This window comes from Algoriphagus zhangzhouensis (assembly GCF_900148515.1).
Lineage (GTDB): Bacteria > Bacteroidota > Bacteroidia > Cytophagales > Cyclobacteriaceae > Algoriphagus > Algoriphagus zhangzhouensis.
On the sequence record NZ_FRXN01000003.1, the window covers coordinates 31,522 to 54,387 of the forward strand.

Consider the following 22,866-nt stretch of genomic DNA (forward strand, 5'->3'; position numbering starts at 1 on the left):
TTTAATTCTAAAATTGAAAAATTGGAAAATTCGCTTCAATTGCTCTCTAATCTCAGTTCTCAGATCGCTTTATTCTTGATTATTAACTCTTGGTTCTTAAATCTAGATTCTTGGTTCGTATTAATTAATTCATTCACTTTTAAGTGTCTCAGAGGGATTGACAAACATGGCCTTTAGGGTTTGATAGAGTGTAGTCAACACGAAAATCAACAAGATGGAAATAGCCGGTAATGCAAAGAACCACCAACCTAAAGACACTTGGATTTGGAAGTTTTCCAGCCAATTTGATAAAATGAAATAAGAGAGAGGTACTCCGACCAAGAAGCACACTGCTAACCAAATCACATATTCTCCAGAAATTAAATTCAGGATCTGAGAAGGGCTTGCTCCCAAAATTTTGCGAATACTGATTTCCTTCGTTCGCTGGATCACCAATTGATTGGTCACTCCCAAAATACCCATCACAGCAATCAAAACCGCAACCAATGAAGCTAATCCAAAAAGCTTCACAAACTGTTGTTCACTTTTGTATTGTCTATCAAAATGCTCATCCAGAAAGTAATATTCAAAGGGAGAACTGGCATATTGCTTTTCGAAAACATCCTCTATTTCTGCTAATACCATCTCAGCATTTCCCTTCTCAAAATCCACGACGTAGTATTTCAAATCCTGTTTTGAGAAATTCAAAACCAAAGGTTCAACCTCTACATTCACTCCCTGTTGTCTATAGTTTTCCACCACGCCCACAATAGGTACTCCAGAGTTTCCAAAGGCCAAAGTTTGTCCCAAAGCCTCTTCTGGATTTTCCAAACCCAAGGCTTCTAAAGCTTTTCTATTGATGATCGCTTCAGAGCCATTTTCTAAGGCAGGATTAAATGATTTTCCAGCCAAATATTCAATACCAAATACTTCAAAATATCCTTCTCCGACATTAAGCATGGTATACATCAGTCCATTTTTTTCTTTTCCTTCCAAATGGAAATCATCAGATCTCCAGTATACCTCAGTACCTGGAATCTCGTTGGTTGCGGCCAGCTTTTTTACCGAATTGAGTGAGCCGACAGAATTCTGCAATTGCTCCTGATAGTTCCCACTCCCCTCTACATAAAGCATCGGTGATCTAAAAACCAATTTATCCTCCAAACTCAACCCTAATTGCTGGTTTCTCATGAACTCCAGTTGCTTGTATACAGTAAGGACTCCTGCGATAATGATCAGGCAAAAAACCAATTGACTTACCAATAACGGGCGTGAAAAAGCACTTTTCATTTTCCATTTAAGTGTGCCTTTTAAAGCATTTGCGGGAGAAAAAGAAGTCAAAACCACGGCTGGATAAATCCCTGACAACAGAGTTCCTATCAGCCAAAAACCTATCAAGAATTGAAAGTTTGGCTCCAACTGAAAATCTGAAGCCGGAAGGCCTAAATCCAATAAATTATTCAAAAGAGAGCCAGAAGAGGCAATCAATACTGAAGCGATAATTACCGCAATTAAATTGAGTGCTAAACTCTCAAACATGAACTGAAAAAACAGCTGTTTCTTATTTCCTCCTGAGACTTTGCGTACTCCAATTTCTCTAGCCCTATTCAAGGCTTTGGCATTGGAAATATTGATGGAATTCAAATAAACCATCAGCAGCACAAAAAGGCCTATCCAAAGAAAATATGATAGCTTTTTCCCATCAGTCCCTTTCTCATATTCTCCGGTAGTTTCCAAGCTGGTATGAATCGAAGAAACAGACTGAAGGCTTAAATCCCATTTGGAATGATTGGATTCCAAAGCTTCTCCGTAGTGCCTTTGCAAATTTTCATTGGCCGCTAGTTCCAAATCAGTTATGGAAGCCTCAGAGTTTACTTTAAGGTAAGTGTAGAGATTGACCCAATCGTAAGACTGATCTATTTCTTTGCCTATGAACTGATGCAAAGTAGCGTAAGAAATCAAGATTTCAGGTCTCAAATGTCGATTGCTTGCTGGAGATTCAAACACTCCAGCTACTTGAAAATCTACTGTCCCATCAAAATTGGTACTATTGATTTGCAAAGTTTTTCCAACAGGATTTTCATCGCCATAAATCTTCTCTGAGATTTGATTTGAAATCATTACCTGCATTGGGTCATTCATGGTCGATACTTTCCCATGAAGCATTTTCACATCAAAAAAATCAAAATACTGGGTATCGGTTAGGAAAATGCTCTCCTCTCGAATAAACTGATCCTGAAATCCAGCGATGACTTCACCCAAAATAACGACCCTGCTCAATGCTTCCACTCCCGGGACTTCTTTGAGAATATTTTCGCCTATACCAGGAGATGTACGCGATCCAGTTTCCACAAAATCTTCATCTGTTTGAGTAGTAAGATTTACTCTATACAGTTGCTCGGACTCAGGAAGATCTGCATCAAAACTTTGTTCAAATCGAACATAAATCAACAAAATCATCACCGCACTAATCCCCACAGCCAATCCACCAATATGGATCAAAGAATTCACTTTGTCACTCCATAGCTTTCGCCAAAGTATCTTAAAGTAGTTTTTTAGCATGGCTGCATTGGTTATATAGTTTGAATACTGGAAAGTTCGATCAAATTCTAATCTCCTGTTTCCTAATCTCTGTTCTCAAATCTCTAATCTCAAATCTCTTTTATCTTAGATCTCGACTCATGGATCTAGTTTTATTCGTCTTTCAATGTTTTCACAGGATTCATCTGAGTCGCTCTAAATGCCTGAGCAGAAACGATCAGTAAAGTAAATCCTATTCCCAGAATGGCAAGAAGTACAAAATTGATCCAGGAAGGCCAGTCTTTCACTGCAAATTGGGCAATCCAACTTTGCATCAGGTACAAACTCAAAGGCAAGGCGATCAAAACTCCAGCAACAGTAATGGCAAGGAATTCTCTATTGAACATCCAGGAAATACTTAAGCTTGAGGCTCCCAACACTTTCCTGATTCCAATCTCCTTGGTTCTTCCGGCAATACTCAAAGCTGCCATCGCAAACAAGCCCATAGTGGCAATCAGAATAGCAATTCCAGCTGCAAAAAAGACCATTTTACCCAAGCGCTCATCTGCTTTGTATTGGTTTTGGACCTTTTCATCCATAAAGCTAAAACTGAAGGATTCCATTGGAAAAACTTTTCCCCATTCACTTTCCAATACACTTTTGAATGTCTCAAAATCAGTTCCGCTTCCTTTCACCAAAACCTTTGGATTGAAAGCTGCATGGATCATCAAAGTATTGATTCCGCTAAACAACAATTTGGGACTTTTTGCCAAAAGCAATGGCTCAATTTCTTTGTAAAGTGAGTTATGATTGAAATCTTTAACCACCCCAACGATTTGATGAGGTGCAAACTCGGAGTTTGGTAACATTTCGCCCAATGGATCCTCCCAATTCATGGCTTTCGCAAAAGTTTCATTGATAACAAATGCACTACTATCCGCTCCTATATCAGGGTTAAGAGCCCTTCCTTCTGCCATTTCCAAACCCATAGATTTGAAATAATCTCCTCCAACGAAGCTTACTCGGAAATTAAATTGCTCTTTTTCATTGGTTTCAAATCCACTATCCCAGAAAGACTCATCCCCATAGGTCGCTATAGAAATTCCTGCAGACTCAACTTCAGATCTTCCCACCAAAGCCTGACGATAGGTTTCGGCATTTTCAAATCCATCCACCAGATTTTGAACTAAATCCAATCCGGAAACTCCAGGCACATCCACAATCACCACCATCTCTTTATCGAAGCCCAAATCATAGTCCCTGATAGCTTTCATTTGATTCACCATGATCAATGTTGAGGCGATCAACAGAAATGATATAAAGAATTGAAATGCCACCAAACCCTTTCTCAAGCCTTGCTTTCCAAATCGGATAGATAGATTCCCTTTCAATACCTTAATCGGCCGAAGATTGGACATAAAAAATGCAGGATATGCACCAGCCATTGCGGTAATCAAAATAACTAGGCCGATCAGAATCCCAATTTGAGTAGGTTGGTAAACCAAATCCAAATCCTTCTCAAACAAACTATTGAAAGTCGGTACAAGCAATTCAGCCACCATCAAGCCTAAAACCAAAGCTATCAAAGTGGTCAACAAGGCTTCAGTCAAAAACTGGAACATCAACTGACTAAAACCTGCTCCCATGGTTTTCCTAACTCCCACTTCTTTCGCTCGAGTCACTGATCGACCAATGGCCATTGTGGTAAAGTTGATAGAGGCAATCAATAAAATCAAAAAGGCAATTCCAGCAAGGATATAAAGTAAGGTTGGACGGGTAGTTTCTACCATTCCTGTGATCTCATCATCAGTCAGGTGAATTTCTGACATGGGTTGAAGCTCCCATAAGTACTCCCCTTCTACGTATTCTTCTCCGAGAACCTTTTTCATCATTGGAATAGAACCAGATTCTATGGAGGCCTTTGCTAATGGGTCATTGGCCTTTAGGTAAGTATCTCCAAATACATGAAACCAGTTGTTTTTCCCAAATTCATCGACTGTGAAATCAAGATTCTGATCATTAATCAGCATTTCAAACTGTAAACTGGAGTTGCCTGGAATATTTTCTAGTAATCCAGTCACTTGATACTCCTCAAAATTATCACCCATTTTCATCCGAATGGATTTACCAATAGGATTGCTGTCTCCAAAGTATTTTTTAGCTACATCCTCTGTAATGACTGCTCCGAATTTATCCTGAAGAACCTTGCTTTTATCTCCCTCTATCAGTTTGAAATCAAAGATTTCCAAGAACTCGGGACTCACCATGGAATAATTTTGATTCTCAGTGGTTAATTCGTCCAAATAGGCTTGACTCGCACCACCGATGTATCGAGTAGTGGCTTCAACCTGCGGAAACTCAGAGGCAAAAGTCGGTGCTGTTATAATTGGAGTCGAATAGGAAAAAGTCTTTTCTCCATCTACCACTTCAAACCTTCTCAATCTAAAAATCTTGTCATTGTCTGCATGAAAATTATCATAGCTAGATTCAAACTGGACAAAAAAGAAAATCAAAATACTCACACCCAATCCCAAGGTCAATCCAATGATATTGATCCCTGTATGAAGCTTGTACTTCATGAGATTTCTAAAAGCAATTTTAAAATAGTTCTTCAGCATGGTTTATAAGATTGGAAAATTTCAAAATTGAAAAATTGGAAAATTCAGTCCAATTATTCAATAGGTTCACAAGTTCAAAGGTGCAAGGGTTCAAATTTGGAATATTGTAAGGTTATATTGATTCACTTTCCCCATCAATGTCCCATTTCCTCTTTCTCTATTCTCAGATCTCCAATCTCGTGAATTTTGAATCTCTGTTTTTGGTTCTTGGCTCTTGATTCTTGATACTTGGCTCTTGATACCAAAATTATTTATTCCACTTTGGTGCCATAAAAAAAGCCCCTAAACTGGATGAATAAGGGCTTTTTTAAATTTTTGATTTTGAAAGGGCGAACAAAATTGTTCGCTCTCGCACAATCATTCAATTGAGAAATTATTCACTTTTAATACTCTTTACAGGATTGGCCAAAGCCGCCTGAACAGCCTTCGATCCTACAGTCAAACTTGTCAAAATCACCGATATAATCAGAACAAGCAAAAACAATCCAATCGAAATAGGGATCTTATAGGCGAATGTCTCCAACCAACTCTGCATCATATAATAGGCAATCGGAATTGAGATTAAGAATGAAATGGCTACCATCACAACAAACTCCTTAGAAATCATAAGGGTCAATTCAGAAACTGAAGCTCCCAAGGTCTTTCTGATCCCAATTTCTTTGACCCTTTGACTTACCAAGAAAGAAACCAATCCATATAGCCCCAACCCAGCGACTATGAGAGAAATCCCAGCAAAAATCTTAAAGACCGCAGCCAACTTCTCTTCACTTTCATAGAATTCACCGATCATTTCATCATAGAATCTTCCTGAATAAATCTTGGTCGGATAAAAGTTATTATACAAATCTTCTATTTGAGCCAAAGTTGCACCTGTGGTTCCTTTTTCCAATTTTATGGTAGCATAATAATAACGATCCTTCCAGGTGGTAATCATCATAGGTTTCACCTCTTCTCTCAGTGAATTTGGAGTGAAATCCTTCAAAACGCCTGTGATTTCCAACCAATCACTTCTCCCCATTCGGATGGTTTTCCCTACCGCATCTTCTGGATTTCCCTGAGTCAGATCCCTTGCCAATGTCTCATTGATGACCGCTTTTCTGGCTGTATCACTTTCGGCATATCCACCACCAGCTAAAAAATTCATATCGAAATTCTCAAAGTAATCATGATCGGCTAGTTTCAAGAAAACCGGATAAGGCACATCTTCAGAACTATTGTCATAACTGAAATTGGTTGCAGAATTATTACCCGATCCTGGAGGGTCAGAAGCCAAACTCACCGATTTGACTCCGGAAATTCGCATTAATTCTTGCTTAAAGCTTTTGTTCCTTGGATTTTCTGGGTTTTCAGATTCCAATTCGACCAAATAAACTTCATCTTTTGTAAAGCCTAAATCAGCATTCTGTATAAGATTCATCTGCTGGATCGCTACCAAAGTCGCAATCATCAAAACTTGAGCAATCGCAAACTGAACCAACATCAAAGCCCTTCTCAAAGAAACATTTCCCAACTGAGCAGTTTGAACTTTACATTTCAAGGCACGGATCGGTTCAAATCGTGAAACCACTAAGGCAGGATACATTCCTGACAAGACCGTGACTGTGATAACCAATACAGCCAATAAGCCATATACCACCCCTGGAATCTCATTGAATTCCTCTGGAATATTGGAAACTTTAGAAAGAAAAGGAATAGCAAAATGAACTACAGCCAGAGAAATAATTGCTGCAGAACTCACCAAAATAAAGGTCTCGGTAAGGGACAACTTGATCAATTGAGATCTAGAACTGCCCATCACTTTATGAATGCCGATTTCACGGCTCTTTCCAATTGCTCTGGAAGTAGTCAAGTTGATATAATTGATCGAGGCCATAATCAGGATAAAAATTCCAATCAGCATCAAGGTCTTGATCGTAGCCCTTCTGGCTACTGGACCACTCAAAGGCTCCAAATCCGCATTGTAGTGAAGATCACTCAAAGCTTGTAAATGATGGGTTCTGATGGAATTCCCGCGCCCTTCAAAATGCTTTTTGGATAAAGCCAATAATCCCTCTTCAACTTGGGCAAGGCTCATATCCTGATTGGGAGAAACATACACCTGAAAATTGGAACTGGTGCTTCCCCACTCTTCAAAATTATAACCAAACTCCTCCTGATGAGATATCAAGGATTCAAAAGAAATAAAAACGTCAGTGCCGAAATTTGTATTCATGGGCTGGTCTTTATACACTCCAGCAATTGACAACTCTACTCCATTGAGAAGTTGAAAAGTTTCACCCAGCGCTGCTTGAGAAGATCCAAAAATCGTTTCGGCCATTTTCTCCGATAGAAATGCCTGATCTGGCTTCTCTAAATCTGATGGATTTCCAGAAATAAACTCAAGGCTAAAAAGGTCCAAATAATCCGGTGTTGTAAAGAAGATGTGGTCAGAAAGGTATTTATCCGAGTCTCCATCCCTTTCTACAGTCAACTGAACCTCCCAATCTCCCACTATAGGAACTACTTTATCAAAAAGCTCCGAATGAGTCATCAACTCCAATGAAAAAGGAGCAGGAATACCAGGAGTAAATTCAAGCCCATCTGTATATTCATCCTGAGTTTTGATTCTATAAGTAGATTCGTATGCAGGTTGAAAGCGATCATAAGACCACTCAAAATAAATGACTGTTGCCAAAAGCATGGCCGCCGAAATCCCCAAAACCAACCCAAACAGGTTTATAAAAGTATTGGAAATGGACTTTTTGAGATTTCGGAATGCGATTTTAAAATAATTCTTCAGCATAGGAGAAGATTAAAAATTGAGAGATTAATCAGTATTGGAAACTCTAATAGAACCTCCCGAAGATTGCATAGAAATGGCAGGACCTCCCCCATTTACAGAACCTGAAATCTTATCCTTTGTAATAGTACCATTGAAGTGATCCAAATCTGAACGAATTCCTCCTCCTCTTACTTCAATATCAAATTTTGCATTATCAGTTAATGCGACCTGAATACTTCCGCCACTAGATTTGAAATTCATATCACCATCCACTCTATCCAAAGAAGCTTTGATAGATCCACCACTGGAGCTTGCATCAATTGATCCGGAAATATGAGAAAGGCTCATTCCTCCACCTGATGTACTCGCGATCAAATCACCTTCCAGTCCTTCTATTTTTATCGATCCACCACTGGTTCTTACATCTACCTCTCCAACAAAATCGGTTAGACTAATGCTTCCTCCAGAAGATTTAGAAATAACTTCTCCTTTGCTGTCAGCAACTCTAATTGAGCCACCGCTACTTGCCAAATCATGGGTTCCATTGATTTGTTGAAGAGAAACTGATCCGCCACTGGTTCTGATGTGCGTGTCTAGATCACCAGGAGTTATTACCAAAAAGGACAAACTTGGTTTGCTTCCCCAGCTAAAATTGAAATTGGATTTTGGCTTAGCAGAAATAGTCACAGTTTTCCCAGATTGATGAACATCCACATCAAAATCCTCCAAAAAATCTTGAGTTTCAGAATCAGATTCCAAGAAATATTCTCCGTTCTTTTTCAAAAACATATGGACTACCATTTCACTAACATTGCCTCTTTCAATAGCAATGGAAGAACCTGAAAGTTCGGTTTCCAAGGTTGTTCCTTCCGAAATTGAAAAACGCTCTGTTCTAAAAGGCTCTTTATTATCTTGACTGAATGCCTCTGTCAAACCCAATTGAAAAAAGGCAAACAGAAAAAGGATTGGGAAAATTGGTCTCGTATTCATTGGTATTTTTATTTGATCAGTCTATTCCCAATAGTATGCCATCGGAAAAAGCTGTTCAGATATACACCATCAAAATCAGAATGAGCGAAGTCGAAATCTATTTCTGGGCCACTGAGGCCATATTTCGACTCCGCTCAATAAGACAATTCAATGATAAAAAATTTTAAACCCCAACCTATTCAAGATCTTAGGTTGAAATAAGACGGACATCTTTGACCGCCTACGAACAAAAACTATTCGTTTTTCAGGCTCTCTATCGGATTGACAATAGCCGCTCTGTATGCTTGGGAGAAAATAATTCCCAAACTGATAATCAGAATGGATCCAACACCTATGCCTATCGGAACCACACCAATATTCACGCGAGAAGCAAAGAATTCCAACCATAGGTTATTGATGAAATAAGCAGCTGGCACGGCTATCAATGTCGCAACCAAAAGAAGTGTAACAAAGCCTTTGGAAAGCAAAACAATGATTTGTGGGATACTGGAACCCAAGGTCTTTCTGATGCCTATTTCCTTCACTCTGGTTTGGGCCGTATAGGTTGCCATTCCCAACAATCCCAGACAAGACACGAAGATCGCCAAGAATGAAATCAGGCCGATTACTGACATCACATCCCCTAGAACCTCATGAATAAATAGAAGCTCCTGATCCAGATATTTGTAAGAAAACTTAGAGTTGGGATTTACTTCTTTCCATGTGTTTTCCAAGGATGCCACCGTTTTAGATGGGTTGGTTCCAGAGATTTTGACCATGGCAAACCCCAAAGCTGAATTTCTGTTTCTCATCAACAAACTCTCCATCGGTCTATCTGGAGATAAAAATTGAAAATCCTTAACCACTCCAGTTACTTCAGCATTTTGAAAGTTTTCTCCATCAAGTATTACAATTTGTTTTCCGATGGCCTCCTCCACCGATCCCAAATTGAAGTTTCTCAAAGCTGTTTCATTGATCAAAACCTGATTTTCACTTCCTTCAAAAGGTAGGTTTTTACCAGCTATTATTTCCAATCCCAAGGTTTCCACAGCACCGGAATTGATATCAAAAAAATTGGTAGAAACACTGTCAGTTGGATTTTCAGGGTTGACTACCTCAGTTCCAAAATTCCAACCAGCTGCAGGGATCAATGAACTTCCTCCCACTGATGACACATTGGGATTAGAAGAAAGAGCTTGCGCAAAACGATCGTAATTATCAGCATCAAATAGCTTTACAGTCACGATATTTTCTTTGTCAAAGCCAAAGTCAAAATTTAAAATATGGCGAGCCTGAGACTGGATCAAGACTACAGAGATGATGAAAATTAAAGAGATGGTAAACTGCACGACCATGAGGGCATTTCTGATTCCCATGCTTTTAAAAAGCTTTACTCCTGATAATCTATTGAACAGGTTAATGGGATTGAGTTTAGCCACATAAGTCGCCGGAAGTAGACCTGCTACAAACCCCACCAATAAACTGAAAATCAAAAATAGAAGCATTGCCGGAAGACTCTGTTGAAAAGAAATCTTCAGATATTGATTGAATGTCAAGTTTTCAAAACCAACTTGAAGAACTTGCAAAATGGCAAAAGCGAAGAGCAATGAACAAAGCGAAATCACTACAGCTTCAGTAATAAATTGAGCGAAAATCTGCTTTCTATTTGCTCCTGACACTTTTCTAATTCCAACTTCCTTGACACGCGTCAATGATCTTGCGACAGACATATTGGTGTAATTCAAACAAGCCGAAAACATCACTATCAAACACAAGATCCCCAAAATGAGCAAAACCACTTTTGGAATAGATACGTGGGTCGTATTCCCAATAAAACCGATTGGGGTAATATCCCTTATTGACACTGCCTTGAAAGAATGCTTCCCTTCATACTTTTGACCATAAATCCGCTCAGAGATTTCATCCAAAGCACTCTGAAGGCTTGCTTTTTGCTGACCTTCTTTCAAAAGCACATAGGTATAATTAGTCCATACATCATCCCAGTCCTCATCCTTTTTTGAAAAAACAGCTCCTTCAGGCAAAGATTTGATCGTACTCAAGGATGCCAATAATTTGAAGGGAAGATGTGTTTTTCCAGGTGTAGGATTCAGAACACCCGTGATAGTAAAGTAGCCAAAGTCGGTTTCAATATTTCCCTCCTCAATATCCATCGGCTTGATGTCCTTATCATGAAAAGCTACCGTTTTGCCCAAAGCCGATTCATCTTTAAAAAGAATTTCAGCCATTTCTGAGGATATCACCAAAGAATAGGGTTCCTGCAAAGCGGTATTGGGATCGCCCTCTTTCCAGGAGAAATCCAGGATTTTAAAAAGATTTCCATCGGCAAAATATCCTCCTCCAGTGGCAAATTTATCTTCGTAAATCACATCCCCTCCAATCTCCTTATTAAGTGCTGCTGATTCTTCAATAATGGGATAATCAGCCCTCAGTCGCTCCGCCAATGGAAGGGCTGAGCTGGCAGTCTCTCCATTATTCTCTTGATAACGGGTCGTGTGAACCCTATAAATCCTGTCTTTTTTGGAATGATAAGTGTCGTAGCTGTATTGATCCACCAAAACCATGATGATCAAAAGACAAACGGACATGCTCACCGCCAATCCCAAAATATTAATGAGGCTAAAAGACTTATTTCTAAGCAAATTCCTCCAAGCGATTAAAATGTAGTTTTTCAGCATATTGCTTTGATGAGATTAGGAAAGAAAAGGTTACAGGTATTTAACAGACCTTAAAACACTCATTTTCAGCAATATTTTCATACCAAACCATCAAAACCTTGTTGAGGGTATCCAGAGCACGATTTTAAAAAATCAAACTATTCTATATCGGACATTATCGTCCATTTTGGGTTTAAAAATTTTATGATTGTCCGCAATTTTGCCAGTATAATCAAGGATAGCCTAAAAGCAACTTTGAAGTACCAGTCTAGCAAACTTCGGTCATCCGTCATCGGTCTTCCGGCCATGTTCAGCAAAGGAAATAAGGATTGTGGTGCAAAAGAGGATATGTGCAATAAATTTTAAATCAATCCCCAATCCACAGCTTTTTTGATCATTCCCACGGAATTTTTTACATCCATTTTCACAAACAAATTTCTCTTGTGGGTTGCTACCGTGTTGGTACTTACAAAAAGTGCATCGGCAATTTCCTGAGTTGTAAATTCTTTAGCGATCAATTTTACTACCTCTATTTCCCTTTTGGTGATTTTGGGTATCTCTCCTTTTCTGACTTTGGGCTTTTCAGTCAGGCTTTCTATCATTTTTTCGGTCAAATGAGCGCTAAGAACTTTCTTACCTTCATAGGCATCTTTAATCCCCTGAATCAAATATTCTTTAGATGCATTTTTTAGCAGATACCCCGTTGCTCCCAACTTAAAAATGGACGTGATAATACTCCCTTCATCATTGGTAGTCAGCAGAATGACTTTGATATCGGGATGAGATTTTAATACATGCATCGTTGTTTCCAATCCATCCATGACTGGCATTTGCAAGTCCAGTAAAAGGACATCCACTGGCTCTTTTTTGACGAATTCGAGAACTTCCAGCCCATTACGAGCTGTACCCACCACCTGCAAGGAATCATCCTTTGCAAAAATTGCCTGCAAACCATCCAACATGATCTGGTGGTCATCCGCGAGTAATACTTTTATCTTTTCCATAGCTTTTGGGTTTGCAAATACTAAGTATTGGATTCTGGTTTTAGAGGGATATTGATAGCGATCAGAGTTCCTCTTCCCGGACTGCTGGTCAGATCCAAGGTTCCTCCAATAAATTCTGTTCTAAAAGCGATACTTTTCAACCCCATTCCCTTATCAGGATCTATTTTCTTGGGATCAAATCCGACTCCATCATCTTCTATCGTCAAATCAATCCATTCTTCAGAATAAGTCAACTGAATCAAGACTTCAGAGGCCTTGGCATATTTGACGATATTATTCAATGCCTCCTGTACAATTCGATACAACATCACATTGGTATTATCATCAAAGATTTGCTCTTTTCCATGTACATGAAATTCAGTTTCGAACTCATGACTCGAGTTCATTTTTAGCACTAAATCCTCCAAGGCTTTTTTCAAGCCCAGTTTCTTTAGGGCTTGCGGCATCATTTCATGAGCAATCTTGCGAACTTCTGTACAAGCCTCATCGATCATTTGGCTTGCCGAACCATATATCTTCTGAGAATATTGATCGTCAAAATTCACTTGAAGACTTCCAAAATTGACTTTCAAGGTGGAAAGTAGATTTCCCAAACCGTCGTGTAGGTCCCGAGCTATTCTAGACCTTTCTTTTTCCTGACCTTCCAACATGGACTTCATGGCGATGATCTGTTGCTCACGATGAGCTTCATTCAATTCAAGTTGAGCCGATTTGGCTCTGTTTTGATTGTAAAGAAATCCGATCACTAAAAGTAAAAGCATGGCACCTAAGAAAATCCAAAGCATTGTCAATCGCTCCTGATATTTTTGGTTGACCACCTCCTCTTCCAGCAACTTGATGGTCAATTGGTCTTTTTCAAACTTGATTTTCATATCTGCCAAAGCCTCGAGGCTACTTTCTCTCAACAGATAATCCTCTTGAAACTTTTTCTGTTGAAGTAAAATTTGATAGGCTGACTCAAAATCTCCAGCTAATAAAAATCGCTTCTTTTTGGCCTCCATAATGGCATCCTGAATCCCTACTCTATCCTCTACACCAGGTGTATTTTCGGCCATCTGGATAAACTGTTGAGAATTTTCAAAGCCATTCTCCTGGATTACTCCCAATAGCTCAGTGGTATCAACTTTATTTTCAGCCAGTTCATAAAAAAGTGAAGCCAAACTCAATAGGGATTCGGTTACACCAATGTTATTTGCTGCTTTCCTATGTTCATACCCTTTTAGGTAATTTTTTGCCGCCAAACCCCAATTCCCGAGCATTCTATGACATTCGCCTAACCCTTGATATAGCCTGGCAATATCTATTCTGGAAACAGGATTCTCCACAATGCGGAATGCCAACGCCTCATTGAACTTTCTGATAGCTTCCTCCGGATTTCCAAGGGAATATTCAGCGATAGCCCAATTGTTCAACACTGCAGCTTCCCTTTCTTTATTATCACTTTGAGCATAATAATCATAGGCTTGCTGATAGGAAATCATCGCTTCTTCCAAAGACCCATAAGTCATGAGCATGGTTCCTTTGGTGTCAAAGACATTTCCCAATCCATTGGTATCATTCAGAGAGCTGAAAACTAGGCTCGCACTGTCCAAATAGGCCGATTTTTTATCCATTTCATCCAATCCATGACACCATGCCAGGCGATGATAAGCTTTTCCAATGAGAGGAAGATTTTTAAGTTTTTTGGCAAGGATCAATCCTTGCATCGCATAGCGTTCTGATTCATCTCCCGCATAGAGCATATAAGCAATCCTTAAAAACGTTTCAGTCTTCAAAGAATCATCAGGCATATCAACAACCACCTGCTTGAGACTATCCAAGGATTCCCCTTGCAAGGCATGTAGCTTCTGGTTAAAGACAAAAACAAATATTAAACACCAAATCACCTTCATTACGAAATTTTTTAAAGAAAAAAGGGAAATGTACGCGTAATCATTTTTTAAAAAATATGCTTTTCAGAATCAAAAGCATCAGAATCCAAAGTTATCCAATTCTCATTTTCTGACAACACCCAAAACCATGACTCTTTTATATCACACAATTGTGTGAGAAAATCTCTAACAGAAGGATGATTTTTTGAAATCATAGTATAGGGTGTAAAACAAAAAAAGGAGTCCCTCTACCTTTGATCCGTTCCGATTACTTTTCAAAATTTCAAAGCTATGACACATAAAATCAATTATTTAGCAATCAATCGAGAAGTAGAATTCACACCGCAAGGGCAGTCCTTATTAGACATTTCATTGCAAAACCAAATCACGCACATGCATGAGTGTGGCGGTCATGGGATTTGTACTACCTGCCGGGTTAGAGTCATGGACGGCATTGGCAATTTGAGTCCAAAAACCGAATATGAGAAGGCTAGTTCTCATGCTCGCAAATGGGATCCTTCTATAAGATTGGCATGCCAGGCACGTCCAAAAGGAGATGTTACTTTACAGCGATTGATCTGGTCAAGCGGAGAAGTCAATAACCTTCAAAAGGAACTGGTGCCAAAAGGAAGAGCCGAAGAAAGACCTATTGCGATCCTCTTTTGCGATTTAAGAAACTATACCAATCTCTCCTCCAACAACCTCAATTTCGACATCGCCTTTATGCTGAATAAGTTTTATACAGCATTAGGAGAACCTATTCTCATGAATAATGGAATCATCTACCAATATGCCGGTGATGAAATAGTCGGGGTTTTTGGAACCACTGGAGGCACAGCTGAGAAAAATTGTGAAGATGCTGTTCGAGCTGCTCTAGGTATGCAATATGCACTAGAAACCCTCAATAAATCAGACCTCAAAGACATTGGAATTACCTTGAAATCCGGCATAGGGATCAATTTTGGAACAGCATTCCTGGGGGTTTTAGGACATCCCACATTCAAGCAGTTCTCTGTCATTGGTGACCCGGTGAATGTTGCCAGCAGAATCCAAACTGAAACCAAGGCAACGCAAACCAACATCCTGATTTCCGATTCAGTCTATCAGCATTTGAAGCAAGATGCCTTTCATATCGGAAGAACCTTTAATAACAAAGTTGCTGGAAAAGATGAGCCCTTGACTTTGATGGAGCTGCTAGGTTTTAAGGAAATGAACCTTCAACTGGAACTCCAATACTCCATGAATATCCTATTGGAGGATGAAGACAAATTTGCCAAGATATTCTATGACAAAGTTTTTGAAATGGCTCCCCATGTACGGGCACTTTTCAGAAACAATATGACCGACCAAGGAAGATTGCTCACCCATATGCTGGGGGGAATTGTTTACTCGCTCTCACGTCCTGAACATTTGGTCAAGGGATTGGAGACTTTAGGAAAAAGCCATGTACACTACGGAGTGAAGGCAGAGTACTATCCAGTGGTCAAGAAAGCGATGCTCGAAACCATAGATGAAGTTATTGGTGACAACAGATCTCCACAAACCATTGAGGCTTGGAATCAGGCTTTGGATTTTGTCATAGACAGTATGAAGTCCTACGCCTAAGATATTCGAGGCCTTTCAATAAAAGCCTCAGCAGTACAATATCAAATACATTTTTAATCCAATTTTCTAAAACTAATTATCATGTCTACAGAAATTAACGCGTTGAATGAAACAGTGATTGAGGCTTTTAAGACTCAGATTAGAGGAAAGATTATTTTTCCAGAGGATCAGGAATACGACCAAACCAGAAAGGTATTTAATGGAATGATCGATAAGCGTCCTGAAATGATTGTCAAATGTGTAGATGTCGCAGATGTCATCTATTCGGTCAATTTTGCCCGCGAAAACGGACTTTTGACAGCCGTCCGAGGCGGTGGTCACAACGGTGGCGGATTGGGACTCTGCAATGATGGAATCGTGATTGACCTATCAGGAATCAAGTTCGTTCACGTGGATTTGGCAACAAGTACCGTGCGAGTAGGCGGTGGAAATCTATGGGGAGAAGTAGATCATGCTACCCATCCTTTTGGGCTGGCTGTACCTGCAGGAATTATTTCCTCCACAGGCGTGGGAGGGCTTACATTAGGAGGAGGAGTTGGTTACCTATCCAGAAAATATGGGTTAACGATTGATAATCTTTTGGAGGCGGATATGGTTTTGGCAGATGGTAGCTTTGTGACAGTCAATAAAGACCAACATCCCGATTTATTTTGGGCAATTCGAGGAGGAGGAGGAAACTTTGGAATCGTTACCTCTTTCAAATTTCAGGCACATCCTGTTAAAAATATTATCGGAGGTCCTACCCTATGGCCAATTGAGCAGATCGATGAAATCATGGCTTGGTATGATGATTTTATCGAAAATGCTCCAGATGATTTAAATGGTTTTATTGCAACCATGGTTATTCCAGGCCCTCCATTCCCTGAAGCTTTACACAATAAAATGTTTTGTGGAATTGTGTGGTCATACCTTGGAGACCCTTCTAAGCAAGAGGAGGTATTTGCTCCTATCATGGCAAAGAACCCGATTTTCAGCCATGTTGGAGAAATGCCTTATCCTTCCATCCAAACTCTTTTTGATGGTTTATTCCCTCCTGGATTGCAATGGTATTGGAGAGGAGATTATTTCAAAGAATTGGGTCCTGCTGTAAGAGAAAAACACCTAGAATTTGGCTCCAAAATTCCGACTCCTCTTTCTCAAATGCACTTATACCCGATCAACGGAGCTGCAAGTCGTGTTGACAAGTCAGCAACACCTTGGGCACATAGAGATGCAAAATATGCGGGTGTTTATGTCGGTGTGGATCCTGATCCAGCCAATGCAGGAATCATTACCAAATGGTGCAAAGATTATTGGGAAGCCCTTCACCCTTATTCTTCAGGAGGTGCCTATCTGAATTTCATTCAAGATGAAGGTCAGGAGAGAATAAAGGCTAGCTATACCCATAACTATGATCGTCTAAGTCAAATCAAAAAGACCTACGATCCTGAGAATTTCTTCCAGGTAAATCAGAACATCAAACCTGCCGATTAACTCGAAATTTTGAAAGAGGTCTATAAATCAAAAAGCCCATTTCGCTTGAATTGGGCTTTTTTACTGAATAATTAATTCAAATCACTCACTCTTCAATGTATTCGCAGGATTGATCAGCGCTGCTTTGATCGCCTGAAAGCTCACTGTCAACAAAGCAATTCCCAAAGTGATAATACCCGTTAGTACAAAGATTTTCCAATCGATCGAAGTTCTATAGTCGAACGTATCCAACCAATCTTTCATAAAATACCATGAAAGAGGAATTCCGATGATCACCGATACTAATACCAATTTGCTGAACTCTGATGAAAGCAAGGCTACCAAACTGGAAACAGAGGCTCCCAAAACTTTTCTTACTGATATTTCCTTTTTCCTTCTTTCGGCGATGAAAGTCGCCAAGCCAAATAAACCCATACAGGATATCACCACCGCCAATCCTGAGAAAAGAGAAGTCAAAGCTGCAATTTGCTTTTGGGATTTGAATTTCTGCTCATTTTCCTGATCCACAAACTTGTATTCAAATGGAGATTCTGGATCAAACTTGGCAAAAACTTGTTCTACACTTGCCAGAGAATTGACCATATTTTCTCCGTCCTTCAATCGGATATGAATGAAATTCAGATTCCTTTCAGGACCAATTACCACGATTGGTATGGCCTCCTCAAATGGAGATTCCATGATAAAATCCTTTACGACTCCAACCACAGTAAATTCATAATCATCATCTTTGATCACCTGCCCTATCGGTTCATCAAATCCCATGATTTCAACCGTTTTCTCATTGATAATCGCTGAACTACTATCTCCTGCATGGTTGAAAATATCAATATCTCTACCGGCGATTAACTCCATTCCGGCAGTTTTTACCAAATTGGCATCTTCTCCCATTCTGGATATATTGGGCTTATAATCAGGATCTTTCCCTTGCCAATCCATCGAATTGGTATCGCTATAGATTTCAGTCAAGGGAGAAAAAGTATAAGTAACACTCTCCACTTCAGGCAATGCCATCAATTCATTTCTCATTGCCACTTTATTCTTCCGAATAGACTCTGTTACTTGATGAAATATGAGGTTGTTTTCATTGATTCCCATATCTCTGTTTTGGACAAATTCCACCTGATCCCGAATGATCCAAACACTGGAAATCAAGGCTACAACCACTGCAAATTGGAAAACCACTAGCACTTCTCTTGGACGAATTCCCAAATTTCTTTTCACTCCTAATTTGGACTTGAAAATCACAGTTGGGTTGAATGAACTCATCAAAAATGCGGGGTAGCTTCCTGCCAAAATCCCCACGAAAAGAATATAGACTATGGACAAAATCCAGAAGAACGGCTGATAAAATGGATTGCTTAATTCCTGCCCGATCAGATCCGTAAACCAAGGGAAAGTCAAGGAAACAATTACCAAAGCCAGTACATAAGCACAGAGGGCAATTAGTATGGATTCAGCCAAAAACTGACCAATAAGCATGCTTTTTCCTGCCCCTGAGATTTTTCGGATCCCAACTTCTTTGGATCGCTTTTCACTTTGAGCTGTACTCAAATTAACAAAGTTGATACCCGCGATGATTAGGACAATCACCGATACTATTCCAAACATTCGAATCAACTCGATCTTTCCTCCTACAGATTGGCCATTTTCAAATTTAGAATACAAATGCAAATCTTTGACTGGAAAAAGAAAATCAGAAATATCATCCCCTCCTGTCCAATATTTCTTTGTAAAGCCTTTAAACTTATCATTGAATATAGCGATGTCGGTTCCTTCAGCCAACATGGTAAATGTCCTATAGGAGTTGTTTCCCCAGAAATCATCGACCCATCCCATGGCCTCCAATTTTTTAAATGACAAAAAAGCAGTAAAAGGAAACGCCGTATTTTCTGGAAGGTCTTTAATGACTGCCTTTACTTCAAAATCAAGTTGGTTTTCTGCTTTGACAGTCTTCCCAATTGCTGAAGATTCCCCAAAAAGCTTTTGGGCCAAGGATTCGGTTAAAACAATGTTGTCTGGTGCTGAGAGAGCCTCTACAGGATCACCTTCTACAACTTCAAAACTAAAAATCTTGAAAAATCCTGGATCAGTGAAGGTAGTTTGTTCGGTGAATTTGTTCTCGCCCACCGCTAGTAGAAATGGATCCCATTCTGTGATACGTGCTACTTCTTCCACCTCAGGATATTCTTCTTTAAGGGCAGGAGCATATGGAGCTGGTGTATAGTCCCAAGATGAAATTTCCCCTTGCATTTCAGAGTTTCTCCAAGCTGCATAGATCCGATCCGAATTCTCATAAAACCGATCTACTGAGACTTCAAACTGTACCCAAATCAAAATCAAAATGGAGGCGGCCATCCCAATCCCCAATCCACCTATATTGATAAAGGCATATCCCTTACTTCGGGTGATATTTCTCCAGGCTATTTTAAAGTAGTTTTTCCACATAAATTTGAATTGAAAAATTGCTATCAATTGTTCACATTTCCTTTTTTAATATTCTCTTTTATCTAATCTCAAATCTCTCTTTTCAGATCTCTTTTCTCTAATCACAATTCTCTGTTTTCTATTCTCTACTCTCCAATCCCTGTTCTCTATTCTCCATACTCTTGGCTCTAGATTCTTGATTCTTGGTTCTTTATACTTTATTCGCTTTTCAAACTCTTCACGGGATTCATGGAGGCAGCTTTGATGGATTGGAAACTGATAGTAACCAAAGCCACAACAACAGCCAATATTCCTGCGATTAAGAATACCCACCAGTGAACTTGCGACTGATAGGCAAAACCCTCGAGCCATTTATTCATTCCATACCAAGCAAGCGGAGTTGCGATTACAATAGCCACTAAAACAAGCTTGATAAAATCCTTTGAAAGCAAGGCTACTATACTTCCTGTGTTTGCCCCTAATACTTTTCTGACTCCAATCTCTTTGGTTCTTTGTTCTGCTGTATAGGTAGCAAGGCCCAAAAGTCCCAAGCAGGCAATGAAAATGGCCAATACAGAAAATGTGGTAAAGATCTTTCTGAATCTAAAATCAGATTCATATTGGGTATTGAAATCCTCATCCAAAAAGCTGTAAATAAATGGTCTTTGTGGCACCAACTCTTTCCATACGCTCTCAATTTCAGCCAAAGTCTGAGGAAGGTTTTCAGTTTTCACTTTGACACTCATATATCTGCTAGCATAGGCTGCAAATGGTAAAGTCAGTGGTTCAACCGCCTCATGAAGAGAGGTATAATTGAAATCTTTCACCACTCCAATGACTGTTCCTGATCTTCCCCATTGATCGAATTTCTTACCGATAATTTCTTCTGGATTAGAATAGCCATATTGTCTAGCGGCAGATTCATTTAACACCATCGCGGATGTAGAATCTGAAGGATAATCTCTTGAGTATGACCTTCCAGCTGCCAATTCCAATCCAAAATGATCAATAAAATCAACCCCCACTTGAAATATTGGTTGGACTTGAAGAACCATTTCTCCATCCGGGCTTTCAATATTGGTACCGGCATTTGGATAATGACTTCCTGGAACACTTCTGGAAAAAGCCACAGAAAGAATATCAGATTTGGATTCCAGTTCATTTTTTAATGCCGAAGAAACGGAAGTTACACTCCCATCATAATTAAAATCTGCTATGACCATTTGCTCCTTGTCAAATCCCATATCCTTATTGAGTAAAAGGTTCATTTGATTGTAGACGATGATAGTCCCAGCTATCAGAGCAATGGAAAGACTAAATTGAAATACAACCAATCCTTTTCTGAGGCTTACCCCTCTTTGGTCAGATTTATTGATCCCTTTGAGGATTGCAACTGGTCTAAATGAGGATAGAACCAAAGCTGGATACGATCCAGCCAAAAGTCCAACAAGAATAATTAAGCTTATGATAAATGGTAGTGTTTGCCAGTTGATGACACTTTGCAAGGCAAATATTTTTCCTGTCAAATCATTCATCAATGGCAATGCAATCGCCATCAAAACCACCGCAACTGCCGCAGAAAGCAAAACAATAATCAATGATTCACCTAGAAACTGATAAATCAGACTTTTTCGATCAGCACCAATAGATTTTCTGATTCCAACTTCTTTCGCTCTTTCCAATGACCTAGCGGTGGATAGGTTCATAAAATTGATAATGGCAATGGAAAGAATGAATAAGCCAATCACCGAAAACACATAAATATTAGAAAGGGAACCTAACTCTCCAGGCTGTCTTCCTGCTACAGAATGCAAGTAGACATCATTCAAGGATTCGATTGCAACAGTATAATTTTCACCATTTTCACCCCCAGCCCTTCTCTCGACAAAATCCGGAAGTTTTGCCTCAAATGCAGCCCGATCAAACTGATCATTGACCAAGAAATAGGTATAAGTATCCACATATCCCCAAGATTCAAACACATCAGGTCTTGATTGAATATTGGTGATACGCGACAATAAAACCTCAAATTTGAAATGGGAATTGGAGGGCAAGTCCTCCATTACACCGGTCACAGTGTAATCTCCACCATTAGCTCTGCCTGCCACATCTGATCCTTTCATGGTTTTTCCCAAAGCAGGTTGATCACCAAAATATTTTTTGGCTGCACTTTCTGTCAAAACCACACTGTAGGGAGCAACTAATGCAGTTTTCGGATTTCCTTCAATCAAGTCCCAGCTAAAAACATCAAATACCGTGGAGTCCATAAACAAAATCCCATCCTCTTGCTGAGTAACATCGCCAACTGTAAACAAGATATCTGCTCTACCAGAGAACTGGACAACTTTCTCAATCTCAGGAAAATCAAGTTGAAGAGCAGGCCCAACAGGGGCATTTCCCCAAACCCAAAAAGAAGAATAATCCGGATTTTGGCCCTCTATCGATTCTCCATCAATAACTCGGTAGATTCTATCCTTGTTGACATGGTATTGATCATAGGAAAGTTCATCCTGAACGAACATGAAAATCAAAACACAACAGGTCATTCCTATTCCAAGGCCCACTATGTTGATGATAGAATAAACCTTCTTTTTCAAAAGGTTTCTCCAGGCGATTTTAAAGTAGTTTTTCAGCATGGCATTAGAATTTTAAAATTGGAATTACTTGTCCGCCGTGGCGGATTGGAAAATTGAAAAATTGGCTTCAATTCTCTTTTCTCTCGGTTCTTGGCTCTTGATTCTCAGTTTATAGTTCTTCGTACTTGATACTAGATCTCCCCATGCTTTTCCACTTTTGTGCCATGATAAATAGGCCAAAAGGGCCAAAAAACCGCCATTTTCAACTAAAAGATCTATTTTCTCGGACAAAAATGTTCGCTCACGGTCGAAAGGGATTCCGATTGGAGTTGAAATTTGGAAAGTTTTAAAGTACTATCTCCAATCTCTATTCTCTTTTCTCCTATCTCCT

At 39.5% G+C, this 22,866-nt stretch carries 11 protein-coding genes; 2 read left to right on the forward strand and 9 right to left on the reverse strand.

Annotated elements, in window-relative coordinates; translation table 11 throughout:
- Positions 1–129: 129 nt before the first annotated feature.
- The 7 genes from BUF13_RS10465 to BUF13_RS10495 form a co-directional block, all read right to left on the reverse strand.
- Entirely contained in the window at positions 130–2,541 is a 2,412-nt protein-coding gene (locus BUF13_RS10465; RefSeq protein ID WP_073571765.1) for an ABC transporter permease, read from the reverse strand.
- A 131-nt stretch (positions 2,542–2,672) separates the two neighbouring features.
- A complete protein-coding gene (locus BUF13_RS10470; RefSeq protein WP_073571766.1) occupies positions 2,673–5,117 on the reverse strand; it encodes an ABC transporter permease in 2,445 nt (814 codons plus the stop codon).
- A gap of 373 nt (positions 5,118–5,490) precedes the next feature.
- A complete protein-coding gene (locus BUF13_RS10475) occupies positions 5,491–7,899 on the reverse strand; it encodes an ABC transporter permease (protein WP_073571767.1) in 2,409 nt (802 codons plus the stop codon).
- Positions 7,900–7,923: 24 nt separating this feature from the next.
- Entirely contained in the window at positions 7,924–8,868 is a 945-nt protein-coding gene (locus BUF13_RS10480; RefSeq protein WP_073571768.1) for a DUF4097 family beta strand repeat-containing protein, read from the reverse strand.
- A 233-nt stretch (positions 8,869–9,101) separates the two neighbouring features.
- Complete coding sequence (locus BUF13_RS10485) at positions 9,102–11,543, reverse strand: ABC transporter permease (protein ID WP_073571769.1); 2,442 nt, start codon at positions 11,541–11,543, stop codon at positions 9,102–9,104.
- A 341-nt stretch (positions 11,544–11,884) separates the two neighbouring features.
- The gene (locus BUF13_RS10490) at positions 11,885–12,526 is read right to left on the reverse strand and encodes a response regulator (RefSeq protein WP_073571770.1); all 642 of its coding nucleotides are present in this window, start codon (positions 12,524–12,526) and stop codon (positions 11,885–11,887) included.
- A 20-nt stretch (positions 12,527–12,546) separates the two neighbouring features.
- Entirely contained in the window at positions 12,547–14,418 is a 1,872-nt protein-coding gene (locus BUF13_RS10495; protein ID WP_073571771.1) for an ATP-binding protein, read from the reverse strand.
- A 270-nt stretch (positions 14,419–14,688) separates the two neighbouring features.
- Between BUF13_RS10495 and BUF13_RS10500 the strand changes: the two genes are divergently transcribed.
- Positions 14,689–16,002 (forward strand): adenylate/guanylate cyclase domain-containing protein, encoded by a 1,314-nt coding sequence (locus tag BUF13_RS10500; protein WP_073571772.1) that lies wholly within the window; start codon positions 14,689–14,691, stop codon positions 16,000–16,002.
- An 81-nt stretch (positions 16,003–16,083) separates the two neighbouring features.
- Positions 16,084–17,475, forward strand: a complete 1,392-nt coding sequence (locus BUF13_RS10505) for an FAD-binding oxidoreductase (protein WP_073571773.1) — start codon at positions 16,084–16,086, stop codon at positions 17,473–17,475.
- An 81-nt stretch (positions 17,476–17,556) separates the two neighbouring features.
- On the opposite strand, the gene BUF13_RS10510 is transcribed toward BUF13_RS10505, so the two are convergent.
- Entirely contained in the window at positions 17,557–19,920 is a 2,364-nt protein-coding gene (locus BUF13_RS10510; RefSeq protein WP_073571774.1) for an ABC transporter permease, read from the reverse strand.
- 197 nt (positions 19,921–20,117) lie between these two features.
- A complete protein-coding gene (locus tag BUF13_RS10515; protein ID WP_073571775.1) occupies positions 20,118–22,535 on the reverse strand; it encodes an ABC transporter permease in 2,418 nt (805 codons plus the stop codon).
- Positions 22,536–22,866: the final 331 nt, after the last annotated feature.